The organism is Rhizobium sp. ERR 942 (assembly GCF_007828395.1).
GTDB classification, from domain to species: Bacteria; Pseudomonadota; Alphaproteobacteria; order Rhizobiales; family Rhizobiaceae; genus Rhizobium; species Rhizobium dioscoreae.
Genome location: NZ_VIUA01000012.1, coordinates 21,975 through 34,222, shown reverse-complemented (window position 1 = coordinate 34,222; position 12,248 = coordinate 21,975). Strand labels below are relative to the sequence as shown.

The window sequence follows — 12,248 nt, the reverse complement described above, 5'->3', positions numbered from 1 at the left end:
AGTTAACCCCAAAGCAACTGATGTCATAAACAGAAATGATGCCCGACCCGTAAGCATATTCCACGTAAATAACCAGAGAAATCTCTTAAATAACCACACCTTAAGGAAACCCTCTCTAAGATATAATTGCGTCGCTTCTCTGGTATCGACATTCGATATCTATGGCGTTAGCAATGTTATTCTTGACGCAGCAGTTTATACAAAGATACGCCATCTAATATGAAGGCTAGAATTCCGTGGCCCTCATCCAGCAGATTGGTAGATTGTTTTCGCCGATAGGCCTGAAATGCAGGAGCCATCGGCGTTGATCCAACGCTTCTTTATCCGCGAGATCGTAGCAAGAAGAGCTCGCCGTTTACCGCGCCAAAGCGCGACGGAAACAAGCAATGTTAAGAGTCATCTTCCGAAATATTCCAAGTTTATCGGATCTAACCGAGTCAACTTCAAGCTTCATTGGGAGGGGCTTAAGGCTGGGCACTTGTGGCAACATCTATAACACAACCTCTTAGGGGAACATGTGCTGTAGGATACGCGTTGTTACAACTTGCGCAAGATACTAAAATTGACCATTTCTTCGTATAAGTTATTGAAATCGCAAATTTATTAGCGTTGTATTTTGGTAATTGGATCGTAAGTGCTCAATTAAATCCACATAATCATGTGATCAATGAAGAGATCGTCCAGCATAGTGCTTGACGCGAGTATGGTACTGAGGAAATAGGCTGCATTTGGCAAGAAGCCGAGCCTTGCCGCTTTCAGCACAGCTTCCATTTTTGTTTTGCAGTCAAGCGCGGTCACTGCTCGATCGAGGTGCTTACGGACTGTATGAATTGACAAGCCCAGCATGTGCGCGATTTCTGCGGGATCGCTTCCATGCGCTAAAAGTTCAAGGCATATGGCGCTTTTCCTAGATAGCCTGGGCGCCCATTGCCTTTGGCCCCCCCCACGTATTGCAAGCATCCGGTCATGGATGTACCGACCAAGATAGGTGAACTCAGCAATGTGCTGATGATAACAAGTGTACCATTCATCTTCATTCCCGTCATGGCTCATTGCCAGGAATCCACGTTCCCCACCATGGCCTTCAAGAGGAATTGTAACTCCATAGCGGCCGACGTTGAATCGACGCAGCTGTGAAAAGAAGTAGCGATTGGCGCGACCGGTTTGGTCGACATCCTTCCATTCGACCGGCAACATGGAATAACGAGCTGCGAGCACGATCGGATCAATCTCGACTAATCGTTCCTCATTATATTGCCTTATCCAGAAAAGGTCGCAGGTTCCAAGCATAAGAGGGGAACCGCCTGGGAATGGGATAGATCTCGACGTATTGTAGATTATATTCGCAGTTTGATAACGCTCGCGAAGCTCGCAAAGGAAGCGAGAAATTTCGTCATACGTTTGCGCACGTTCAATTGCAGAGCGGCCGTACATCAGAAAAGCACTATCGTTCATAATCTATATCCGTCTGTCGAAAGTAATCATGCTTTAATTACGCGAGGAAAGCCTTGAACACGTTATCATATGCGTCTAAAAAGCGGCCACCTTCAATCCCGCTATCTTCGCGTGAGATGAGGTCGATGCAATACAATTTCACGTAGGGAACCTCAACCTCTCGCTAAACAGGCGTTGGGAAATTGCGGTAAAGTCTTCCATGTGACACGAAGACGCTGAGCTCGGGGGCACTGGACTTCGGACATTACTTGCTCTTGAACCATATTGAACCCTCGGCCACCGGAGATGGTATCCAAACATCAAGAGCGGTGCAGAATGGCGGTGGACTGGCTGTTCCAGTCGAGAGCGACTGAAGTTTATGAGCCAAGCAACCGCGCTGGTCTAAATGGGTATTGAACTGTTCGGTTCATAATGCCATATTTCGAGCATGGCTAGACCTAAAAAATTCAATCGGGAGACAGTTCTCGATAAAGCGATACCCGTTTTCTGGCGTTATGGACTCGCTGGAACGAATGTTCAGCAGCTAGAAGCTGCGACTGGGGTGAACAAATCCGGCATCTATTCCGAGTTCGAGAATAAGGACGACATGTTCGTTGAAGCCCTGAGGCGATATCTTGAGACGGGGCCCGCTTTGCGCATCCTTGCGAAGACGCCACTTGGACTGGGCAACATCGAGCAATTTCTTTCGTTGGCGCCGTCCTTCTCTGGGAACTACGCCGGATGCCTTTCGGTTAATTCAACACGCGATATTGCCTTGCTACCGGATGCTGCGGTTCGATTGATTTCAGATTTCAACGAAACGCGTATGGCTGCTATCCGCAACAACGTGGAAGCGGAGCTTCCCCAAGATCAAGTGGACGACGTCTGCGATCTGATCTGGACCTTCTTTTCTGGAATCTGCATCGACGCGAACCTTAACGCCGACGTCGGGGCTCACCGCAATCGTGTCCAAGCGTTTATGCGGCTTCTTCGAAGCAGCGCCTCCAGCAGTCGCACCGCGGCCTGACAGCGCGGATTTCTTGCGAGAATCGTCGCTCCACGGACCGCGCCTGCACGGGCCTGATTGGCGGGCCGTCGATCCTTGTGCCGCCATTCCACGGCACTTCCAACCTGCCTTCTCAAAAGACTTTGTGCGTCTCGCCTTCTCGCCCGTCTATGGGCCTGCTTCCCCCTTAACGCGTTGCGGGCAGCTGAAGGCCATGGTTCCATTGTACAATCTCCAATTGGCTTAGCCAGCCAGATTGCCTAGCACAGAACCCAAACCTCTTCAGCACGGAAGAAAAAGAACCAAACGGTTCAAAACCCCTTGACGGAGCAGGTAGCGAAACTTAGTTTTGAACTGTTCGGTTCAAAACTGGTGACCGTTAAGAGGCAGGAATGCGTGAGATGCCGCGAAGTCTTTCAACACCTTTGAGCTTTTGGGTTTCCGCGGGCATTGTCGCGCACACCCTTTGGACGAGCGCGGCCCCTGCCATGGTCTATCCACTGTACGCTCATGAGTGGAATCTCACGCCTACGGTGACGACCGCGATCTTCGCAATCTACCCTATAGTGGTCGTCGCGATGCTGGTCCTATTTGGCGACCTGTCCGATTTCATTGGAAGACGGACCACGATGCTGCTCGGTCTCGGGTCGTCCATCATCGGAGTGTTCCTCTTTGTGATCGCACCGAATGTTGCGGCGCTCTTCATCGGCCGCGTTTTCATGGGCATCGGCGTTGGGCTTTCGGCTGGACCTTCTACTGCGGCTCTCCAGGAATTCGCGGGCTCCGGTGGAGTAACAAGGGCTAGCTCGACCACAATCATTGCTCAGGCCATCGGCTTTTCCTGTGCACTCATCGTGGGCGGCTTCCTGGTGCAGTATGCTCCGCTTCCGAGCCGCCTGACTTTCATAGTCCTTTTTGTTCTACTGCTCGCACTTTTTGCGGTTAGCTGGTTTCTGCCGGAAAACCGACGCGCAAACACCGGCCGCTGGCACCCCAAAATTCCGGGCATCCAGCCGGAAATCCGAACCGCGTTCATGGCTTCTTCCCTCGCCGTCATGACCGCTTATACCCATGGTGTCATCATCACCTCGCTTGGAGCCCAGATCGCCAAGGAACTCGTCCAGTCGTCGAATATATTCGTCAACGGATCCGTTCTCGCACTTTTTGCGATTTCTTTGGGTATCGCAGGTCTGTTTGCTCGCCGTCTGACCGGAATCAAGGCTGTGGTCTGGGGTTCGGTGGCGTCGATCGTCGGGATGTTGTTTCTCTCGGCGGCGATTGCTCAACACACGCTCGTCTTCTTCATCCCCGCGACGTCCATTTCCGGCGTGGGCTACGCCTTGATGGTCTACGGCGGTCTCGCCATCATCAACCCGGTGACCCCGGAAAATGTTCGAGGTGGCGTTATGTCGGCCCTTTATCAGTTCGCCTATCTGTTTACCGGACTTCTGGCAGTCGCGCTGGGCAAAGTGGCCACCGAGCTCAGCATGGCGGTGGCCGCCCTAATCGGAGCCGCGGTCATGGTCGGACTGTGCGCGATTGTCATCGTCCTGGTCGTCAGACTTCCTCGGACCCCGGCTGTCCAGATCAAGTCCTTAAACTCTCAACGGGCCTGAACGTGACGGCCTTAGGCCGTGTCCCATCGGAAAACCTCATCCTGCTTTCCGTGAAACGTACGACCATATTGAACCATTTGGTTCAAAATATCTCGCAACCGAAGGAGAATGCTATGCCCCTCAAGATTCATCCAATCAACTACGGCAACATCACCATGGACTCGAGCGGTCTCGTGCTGTTTCGAAACCCCGGAGTTCTAACGACGATCCCCACCTTAGGGTTTTTGATCACCGGCGGCGAGGAGCCACTTCTCGTCGATACCGGATCGAGGAACTCAGAGCAGTATGCGGCCTTCGGCATGGTTCACGAAAGAACTAAGCAGATGACCATCGAACATCATCTCGCCCAACACGGTTTGAAGATGAAGGACATTCGTCACGTGATCCACACGCACGTGCATATCGATCATTCGGGTCAGGACTACCTCTTCCCGATGTCAACGACCGTTATGATGTCGCGGCGGGAACTCGAGTTCGCCGCTTCTGGTCTGATGGGTCCCGGCATGTACACTGCGATCGAGACGAAGCATCTTATCGATAGGCTGCATACCCGCGGCGCGCTTCGTCTCTTTGACGTCGATGGCACCTTCGAAGAGGAAATCATTCCGGGCGTCGCGGTACGCCTCTCGGGTGGGCATACGCCGGGTTCCATCTCAATTCTCGTCGAGACTGACGAGGGTCTGGCGAACATCGCAGGTGACATCGCCTACCATCTGGGAGACCAGTTGATCACCCCAATCCTAGATCAGGCAGCGCATGAGCCGACAATCACGGGCAACCACGCTATGTCTACGTTGCAGGAGAAGAAAGCAATCAAGCGTGCGCTGTCCGGCACTCGCTTCCTTCTTATTAGCCATGACTCCCCGGCTCTTATCAGTGGCGGCAAGGTTGTTGGTCGCTTCGAAGGCGCAATCGATAACCCTAAGGCTGACGTCACAACGGCTGCCAACTACGACCTTCTGGCGCGCCCGCAGCTCGCTGATGAAATTGAGGCCGCGTGATAAAGCGCTGACTTTACAGTTGCGCGCCCTTACTGGGCGTGCAACGGAAACATTTGACGGCAGTCCAATGGGATTATGAGTTCGTTTCCGCCTGGGCTGGCCGAGATTCTAGAGTGTAAGGATCCGCGCGGTTAGCAGACCTAAATACATTTATTTGCGATCTGACGTGAAGATTTCGCGCGGGAAGGTAGTCGCGTCGGGCTGAAACGTGTGTATGTCCACAAAGGCAGGCCCATGCGCCTCCTACCGGTCGGCAGATCGGACCGGGTTGTCCTGATCGGCCAGCCCTGGCCCGGCGAGATCGCCTGACGGCCATGCCCATCAGTCGAGCCTGGAACAGGCTGTCTGGTACCAACATCTATCTCTGCGCTAGCGCGACCGGGAATACTTGCCTCACCACCGCCGCGATTTGAGTAAAGATCCTATGAAAACGTGGTCACCGACGTGGGCTTTCGACCATGATACGTTCGACCGGGCCGCGACCTCGTTCGACAATGCTGGTTTCGTTGATGTCGTCATTCACTTTTATCGCTTCGACGTCGGGAAAACCGCCTGAGATCCCGCGCTAGCTGATCAGGAAACACAACTCGCCGGCAGACCACCCATCACCGTTCCTTCGATCACCATTGACGGGACGCAGGACCCGCTGAAACCAGGCGGAACGGCCGATCATGCCCCCATGTTCAAAAGCCGCCACGAGCATCGCGTTGTCGAGTGCGGGCATAATTTGCCGTGGGAAGCGCCACAGCAGTTTGCCGACGCTGTCGTCACTGCTCACGGTTGGGGGACTTGATGTCCTGAACACTTGGCGGGTCGACCGATTTGGACCCGCGCGGCGAGCGAGGCGGGTCTTCAGACAGCATTTGAGCCAGCGTCAACCGAGGCAGATGCAAATGGGCGGCATGGCCTCAGACCCCCGAGCGCTGCCGTTGCGCAATGAAGGTTTCGGGTGTTCCGTCCTCGCTGTTGACGAAGACGATATCCTTCGGGTCGCGGCGTGGCGTGTCAACGGACAGAAATACGACCGGCTCCTCAATGATCTTCGGCAACGCATGAACCGTGCCTTTTTCGAAGAAGAGCAAATCTCCCGGTTTGAATTCCGCCTCAGTTGCAGGATCTTCCATCCAGAAAGTTCCCTGGCCGGAGAGCACGTAGAGATACTCGTCACAGCTGCGGTGAAAATGCGGATGCGTTCCCGTGTAGACACGAAATATGCGCGAACTCGCCGCGGCTGTGTCGGTCAGATACTCGTCTATCAGAAGCGTATCGGCCGTCTGCGGGAATTTCGCGATAATCGATGCGAGATCGAAACGGGCCGAGCGGGCGCTTGCCTTCGTTGTCATGGCAAACTCCTCACGCGGCCAGTTCGGATGCGCCGGCATAGCGCGGAGCCGGATGAACGTTTGAAAGATGCGGCAGCATGACCTGACGAGCGGCCTCATATGCCTCCCATTCCGCGCCGTCCTGCAGCGAAGGAATGGTCACCTTTTCCTGCCGGTCGAGGCCGAGAAGGGCGGAATCGACCAGATCCGTCGTGCTCATCAGCCACTCGCTCGGAAGGTTGCCCACGCCAACGCCCGCAATATCCCAGAATTCGGTCGATGTGGCGCCCGGCAATACCGCCTGAGCATGGATGCCCTTGGAGGAAAGCTCATGCTGCAGCGACTGGGTGAAGGCGAGCATATATGCCTTGGTGCCGCCATAGACGCCGTTGAGGAGCTCCGGAGCGATCGCCACAATGGATGCGATATTGATGATCACGCCGCCACCTCGCTTGACCATGCCAGGCACGACTGCATACGTCAGCCGCGTTGGGGCCGTGACGTTAGTGGCAATCATTTCGGCCATTTTGCCGATGTCGCTTTCTAGAAGCGTGCCGGCGCCACCGAAACCGGCATTGTTGACAAGAACAGAAATGCTCTCGTCGCCTGAGAAGCGCGCCTCGAGCGCAGCGAGATCAGCGTCCTTGGTAAGATCGGCGGTCAAAACAGTTACCCTTACATCGTGAGACTTGCGGATACGCTCGGTGACGGCCTCGAGCTTTTGTTTGCTTCGCGCGACTAGGATGACGTCGTATCCACGCCTCGCCAGCCGCTCCGCATAGGTCGCGCCGATACCAGACGATGCGCCAGTGATGATGGCGGTCGTGCTTTCAGTGCTCATGTTTAAACTCCTTTCAGGGGCGATAAGAAATGTCACCGGAAAGCTAGAGCGGACGCAGTTCTTGATATTTGACGATACATTCATTGCTCGTAAGGCGCAGATGGACCGCCTTGGCGAGCACAATCATCGAATTGATCGTCAAGCAGGGTTCCCACTTTTAGGCACACCCGCATCATCCGGGCGCCCGTGAGCCATATTGTTGTCGTCGTCAAAGTTGCTTCGGTCGGAGATATTCCTGTCAGCCCAAGGAGATATTGCATTGCCTCAGAATTCGCGGTCTCCCGGTTCGATTGGGCTGATTCAACCTATCGAAAATAGTGACTAACATCCTTGGCAGCGGCACCCCATCCAAAGGTTTGGGGTCGCGCCAACCTGAGTTCAATCGCCAAATCAAGGTGCATTCGGCAAGGTGAGATCATTGAGCTTAACCAAGGAGTTAACGAGATGATCGCTGCCGCAAACATATCTTGGACAATCAATGCCGACGCCGTGCGCCCCAGCATCGCCACCGGTGTTCACCCATCGGCTGTGGATGCCGACATCGCCAAGATGCCCGCCTTCTTCCCAGATGCGAGCACCGAAGTTGTTCGTGGCGGGCTCGCCCCGTGGCAGTACAAGAAGGTGTTGAAGTTCATCGAAGAGAATCTTTCTGAAACGATCCGGATCGAGGAACTCGCGGGTCTTGCCCGCTTGAGCTGCAGTCACTTTTCTCGTGCTTTTCGGGCAACGGCCGGCCAGTCGCCTTACGACTATGTTCTCGGTCGCCGGATGGCTTTCGCTAAGCAATTAATGGCGCAGACAGACGCTTCCCTCAGCCAGATTGCCCTGGATTGCGGAATGTCGGATCAAGCTCATCTTTGCAAGGTTTTTCGCCGCACCTTCGGGACGACGCCAAACGCATGGCGAAAGCCTCAGCGGGCGGAAGCGAACCACACCCTTCACTGAAACATATCGACAGCCGTCGCTGCCGGCGTGTCCGCGGCGACGCTTGGTCTCACGGCTGAACGACCGACAAACCTGTAATCGCCTATGCCGGCGCTTACAGGTTTTTTGTTATAGATGGGCGTGGTCTACAGGGACTTGTTCTCGACCCAAGGACTGGAGCTAGGGGCGCGCTGCCTCTCAGGCGCCCTCAAGGCAGCGAATGAGATCATCGGCGAGAATTGGTTTTTGAAGGAGCTCCCTGGCTCCGCTCGTTATAGCGCGTTGCCGCAACATATCGTCCCGTAATGCTGTCATCATGACGACCGGAATTCGGGGATGCTGGGCGCGAACAACATTCTGCAGATCAAGACCACTCATGCCAGGCATATTGATGTCGGTTAAGAGGACATCAACGCGCTCCATGTCGGGAGATTCCAAAAACGCCTCTCCAGATCCAAAGGCAAGGACATCGTAACCCATTGCCTCGAGGAACCCGGACGTGGCCTCAAGCAGCGCCTCGTCGTCATCAACGATAGCAATGGTTTTTTTGCCGAGGTACACCGGCGCCGTCCTTTCCGCAACACGTTCAGTCATAGCTGTAAATAGCCCGTCGGTGGCCTCGCGATAGTTATACAATCGTATGGCCATATGCCGAAACGATCATAAACAGGCCCGACCAGCAGGCTAAAGGTACGAATGTCTCTGGTGAGATTTGGTTGCGTCAGCCGGCTCTCAGCAGCTCCGCCTTACGGACCAGGTCTGCGACCGAGCCCGACTTCATCTTGCGCATGACGTTGCCGCGGTGGATTTTGACGGTGATTTCGCTCAGTTGCAGCTCATGGGCGATTTGTTTGTTTAGTAGACCTCGCACAACGGCATTCATGACCTGAGTCTCGCGCGGCGTGAGTGTGGCGGCAAGCTCGGCTATTTCCACCGTTGCGGTCCATTGCGAACGTTGCTCGCGGTCTTTCTCGATCGCAACAGTCACGGCATCAATGATATCCTGATCCCGGAATGGCTTTTGCAGAAAATCAAGCGCTCCCGCTTTCATCGCTCGGACAGTCATCGGGACGTCCCCATATCCGGTCATGAAAATGATCGGCTTTCGATTGCCGGCAGCCGTGAGTTTGGCTTGTAGCTCCAACCCGCTGAGCCCAGGGAGCCGCACGTCGAGGATTAAGCATCCCGGTCGATCGGGTAGAGTTGCGGCCAAGAGTTCGGCCGTAGAGCCAAATCCAACCGAATCTATCCCAACGGATCGGAGGATTTCGCCGACGCTTTCCCGCATCCCTTCGTCGTCATCAACGATGGTAACAAGGGGTGTTGCGTCGGTCATGCGTTCTCTCCAGGCAACCCGGCTTGCGGATATATGAAACGTCGTCGTCACGTCTTCCTACAGGGCTTCGGCCCTTTGCGCCATAGAAACAACACCTACTCCACGCGAGATTTGCAGCGTAGAGGTGCAGACGGGTCGGCGAAGTGCTAACAGAAAACCAACCAAATCCGATCAATTCTTTCAGCGACACATTTCATGGCCGATGCCCTGCCGACCGAGACCTCCACCTTCCGTTTGACGGGTGGAGGAACAATCAGACCGAATGCGATAACCTCTCGAATTCTCGTGTCGAGCCTCATCGGGACGTCCGTCGAATTCTATGATTTCTACATCTATGCCACTGCCGCAAGCTTGATATTCGGGCCACTCTTTTTTCCGGCTTCCGTCTCGTCGCTGGAGCTGATCGGAGCCTATGCAAGCTTCGGCATCGCATTCATGGCGAGGCCGATTGGAGGCGTTGTCTTCGGGCATTTTGGAGATCGGGTGGGTCGCAAGGCCACCCTCGTAGCGTCGCTATTATTGATGGGCCTCTCAACGGCTGCGATCGGTCTCCTTCCAAGCTATGCGGTCGCGGGTTGGCTGGCCCCCGCCCTTCTCTGTCTGTTGCGTTTCGGCCAAGGCTTGGCCCTCGGTGGAGAGTGGACAGGGGCGGTCCTGCTGGCGCTGGAAAATGCACCTCCTGGATGGCGGGCCCGATTTGCGATGTTCGCGCCGCTCGGTGCGCCGATCGGCTTCCTCCTGGCCAACGGATTATTTCTATTGCTAACGGTTTCGCTGACCCCGGCGGAGTTCGCCAGTTGGGGATGGCGCATTCCCTTTCTCGTCAGCCTTCCACTTGTGGGCTTTGGCCTCTGGCTGCGCTTCAACCTCGTCGAAACTCCCGAATTCACCGAGGCGGTCGCGGAGACGAAGCCCGCACGCGTTCCCCTTGTTGAGGTCGTGCGAGATCACTCCTCCCAGCTTGTCATCGGTGCCTTCGGTGTCGTTGCATGTTTTTCTCTTTATTACGTTGTGACCGCATTTGCGCTCGGCTACGGCACGACAAGCCTCGGCTATACAAGGGCTGAATTTCTCGGAGTGCAGCTAATTGCTATCTTGTTCATGGCCGGCTCGATTATCGTCGCCAGCTGGCTTGCCGATCGGCTAAGCCACGAGCGGGTATTGATCTGGGGCTGCGTCGGCACAATCCTATCAGGCATCGCGATATCGCCTATGATGAGCAGTGGATCACTGTCGGCGATCTTCCTCTATCTGGCTCTTTCTCTCTGTGCCATGGGCTTCGTCAACGGACCACTCGGCGCCTGGCTACCGAGCTTGTTTCCCGCCCGTGTCCGATATTCCGGCACGTCGCTGGCTTTCAACATTGGCGGCATTGTGGGTGGCGCCTTCTCTCCCGTCATCGCTCAGACACTGGCTTCCACCAGCGGCCTCCTCGCGGTAGGTTTCTATCTTGCGATCACCGGTGGACTAAGCCTCGTCGCATTCGACGCGAGCGCCCGCGCCCGAACCATGTATGCGCTCACGCAAAGCGAGAAACGCTACCGCGCTATTTTTGAGCAAAACCACGTTTCCCTTTGTGAACTCGACCTTTCAAGATTGCGCGAGAGACTCGATGAAATAGCTGCTGCAAATGGCAACGTTCGAGACTTCTTCGAAAATCATCCCGGTTGCGCCGACGAGTGCGCGGACCTCATACACTTTGTTGACGTCAACGACGCAACGGTAAAGCTATTTGCTTGCCGCTCCCCGGAAGTGCTCCTCGGGCCAGTGCGCCGCTTTTTACCAAGCAATGCGGACACGTTTCTTTCGCTTATCCTGGCAATGGAGGACGGCGCTGAACGATACGAGAAGGAGCTGCATCTGCTGACCCTTGACGGCAAAGCGGTAACGGTTTTGTTCATTGCAGCACTGACACCGGACCGAGACGCCCTTGATCGTGTTGCTTGCGCAATGATCGATGTCACCGAGCGTGAGCAAGCAAAGGAGGCTCTCCTCGCCGCCCAAGTGCAGCTTGCTCGAGCTGGTCGCGTGGCAACAGTGGGAGCGGTTTCCGCCACCATCGCTCATGAGGTCAATCAGCCGATTGGCGCCGCGGTCATGTTCGCGCAGGCTTGTATCCGTTGGCTGAAGTCTGAAACGCCGGACATACGGGCAGCGCACAACGCGGCCGAGAAGGTGGTACAGCATAGCATGCGTGCCAGTCAAATCATTCAGCGCACGCGCGAACAGATCAAGGGAAACCAGCCCAGCCCTGAGCTTGTCGATCTCAAGGAGCTCGTCCTGGAGGTCATCGGACTGCTGGAGCGAGAGGTCGTTTCCTCCGCGACACGCATCAAATCCGTCTTTGCGGAGCTCGACCACGTGGTTCTTGCCAATCGGGTAGAAATGCAGCAGGTGGTCGCAAATATCGTCACGAACGCCATCCACGCGATGACCGAAACCTCGTTGGAGAGGCGGGAAGTCAAGTTGGTTACCGATCAAGTTTCAGACGAAACCATAAGGCTGACGGTCCGCGACAACGGGACCGGAATTCGACCGGACAATCTGGCGAAGCTGTTCGACCCATTCTTCACAACAAAATCCGAAGGCATGGGCGTTGGCCTTTCGATCTGCAAGACGATCGTTGACGCACACGGCGGCTCGCTGACCGCTCGCAACCATCCCGATGGCGGTGCCATATTCGAGATGATCTTGCCTCAGGCAGCGACGCCCAGCCATGGCGCCGCCAGCATACCCGCCGTATAGTTGACTTGCCCGCCAATTCAGCG

The 12,248-nt window shown here is 55.3% G+C and carries 10 protein-coding genes; 5 read left to right on the top strand and 5 right to left on the bottom strand.

Annotation, left to right across the window (positions count from 1 at the left end):
- Positions 1–642: 642 nt before the first annotated feature.
- Positions 643–1,455, bottom strand: a complete 813-nt coding sequence (locus FBZ97_RS31945; protein ID WP_145323992.1) for a LuxR family transcriptional regulator — start codon at positions 1,453–1,455, stop codon at positions 643–645.
- Between the two features lie 427 nt (positions 1,456–1,882).
- On the opposite strand from FBZ97_RS31945, the gene FBZ97_RS31940 reads away from it, so the two are divergent.
- The 3 genes from FBZ97_RS31940 to FBZ97_RS31930 all read left to right on the top strand — a co-directional run bounded on the left by FBZ97_RS31940 (position 1,883) and on the right by FBZ97_RS31930 (position 5,057).
- Complete coding sequence (locus FBZ97_RS31940; RefSeq protein ID WP_145323990.1) at positions 1,883–2,461, top strand: TetR/AcrR family transcriptional regulator; 579 nt, start codon at positions 1,883–1,885, stop codon at positions 2,459–2,461.
- A gap of 371 nt (positions 2,462–2,832) precedes the next feature.
- The gene (locus tag FBZ97_RS31935) at positions 2,833–4,056 is read left to right on the top strand and encodes an MFS transporter (protein ID WP_145323988.1); all 1,224 of its coding nucleotides are present in this window, start codon (positions 2,833–2,835) and stop codon (positions 4,054–4,056) included.
- A 113-nt stretch (positions 4,057–4,169) separates the two neighbouring features.
- On the top strand, positions 4,170–5,057 hold the full coding sequence (locus FBZ97_RS31930; RefSeq protein ID WP_145323986.1) for an N-acyl homoserine lactonase family protein: 888 nt from the start codon (positions 4,170–4,172) through the stop codon (positions 5,055–5,057).
- Positions 5,058–5,965: 908 nt separating this feature from the next.
- On the opposite strand, the gene FBZ97_RS31920 is transcribed toward FBZ97_RS31930, so the two are convergent.
- Entirely contained in the window at positions 5,966–6,400 is a 435-nt protein-coding gene (locus FBZ97_RS31920) for a cupin domain-containing protein (RefSeq protein ID WP_145323984.1), read from the bottom strand.
- 10 nt (positions 6,401–6,410) lie between these two features.
- Positions 6,411–7,220, bottom strand: coding sequence for an SDR family oxidoreductase (locus FBZ97_RS31915; protein WP_145323982.1), 810 nt, complete (start codon positions 7,218–7,220; stop codon positions 6,411–6,413).
- Between the two features lie 444 nt (positions 7,221–7,664).
- On the opposite strand from FBZ97_RS31915, the gene FBZ97_RS31910 reads away from it, so the two are divergent.
- The gene (locus FBZ97_RS31910; RefSeq protein WP_069610725.1) at positions 7,665–8,165 is read left to right on the top strand and encodes an AraC family transcriptional regulator; all 501 of its coding nucleotides are present in this window, start codon (positions 7,665–7,667) and stop codon (positions 8,163–8,165) included.
- Between the two features lie 177 nt (positions 8,166–8,342).
- On the opposite strand, the gene FBZ97_RS31905 is transcribed toward FBZ97_RS31910, so the two are convergent.
- Both FBZ97_RS31905 and FBZ97_RS31900 read right to left on the bottom strand, forming a co-directional pair.
- Positions 8,343–8,738, bottom strand: a complete 396-nt coding sequence (locus FBZ97_RS31905; protein ID WP_245430497.1) for a response regulator — start codon at positions 8,736–8,738, stop codon at positions 8,343–8,345.
- Positions 8,739–8,865: 127 nt separating this feature from the next.
- Positions 8,866–9,480, bottom strand: a complete 615-nt coding sequence (locus tag FBZ97_RS31900; protein WP_145323980.1) for a response regulator transcription factor — start codon at positions 9,478–9,480, stop codon at positions 8,866–8,868.
- Between the two features lie 195 nt (positions 9,481–9,675).
- Between FBZ97_RS31900 and FBZ97_RS31895 the strand changes: the two genes are divergently transcribed.
- Positions 9,676–12,225, top strand: a complete 2,550-nt coding sequence (locus FBZ97_RS31895) for an MFS transporter (protein ID WP_145323977.1) — start codon at positions 9,676–9,678, stop codon at positions 12,223–12,225.
- Positions 12,226–12,248: the final 23 nt, after the last annotated feature.

What these genes read in the sequence shown, in the direction of transcription:
- FBZ97_RS31910 (WP_069610725.1), top strand. Translation starts at nt 7,665, where the DNA reads ATGATCGCTGCCGCAAACATATCTTGGACAATCAATGCCGACGCCGTG.
- FBZ97_RS31920 (WP_145323984.1), bottom strand. Translation starts at nt 6,400, where the DNA reads ATGACAACGAAGGCAAGCGCCCGCTCGGCCCGTTTCGATCTCGCATCG.
- FBZ97_RS31935 (WP_145323988.1), top strand. Translation starts at nt 2,833, where the DNA reads ATGCGTGAGATGCCGCGAAGTCTTTCAACACCTTTGAGCTTTTGGGTT.
- FBZ97_RS31915 (WP_145323982.1), bottom strand. Translation starts at nt 7,220, where the DNA reads ATGAGCACTGAAAGCACGACCGCCATCATCACTGGCGCATCGTCTGGT.
- FBZ97_RS31900 (WP_145323980.1), bottom strand. Translation starts at nt 9,480, where the DNA reads ATGACCGACGCAACACCCCTTGTTACCATCGTTGATGACGACGAAGGG.
- FBZ97_RS31905 (WP_245430497.1), bottom strand. Translation starts at nt 8,738, where the DNA reads ATGACTGAACGTGTTGCGGAAAGGACGGCGCCGGTGTACCTCGGCAAA.
- FBZ97_RS31930 (WP_145323986.1), top strand. Translation starts at nt 4,170, where the DNA reads ATGCCCCTCAAGATTCATCCAATCAACTACGGCAACATCACCATGGAC.
- FBZ97_RS31940 (WP_145323990.1), top strand. Translation starts at nt 1,883, where the DNA reads ATGGCTAGACCTAAAAAATTCAATCGGGAGACAGTTCTCGATAAAGCG.
- FBZ97_RS31895 (WP_145323977.1), top strand. Translation starts at nt 9,676, where the DNA reads ATGGCCGATGCCCTGCCGACCGAGACCTCCACCTTCCGTTTGACGGGT.
- FBZ97_RS31945 (WP_145323992.1), bottom strand. Translation starts at nt 1,455, where the DNA reads ATGAACGATAGTGCTTTTCTGATGTACGGCCGCTCTGCAATTGAACGT.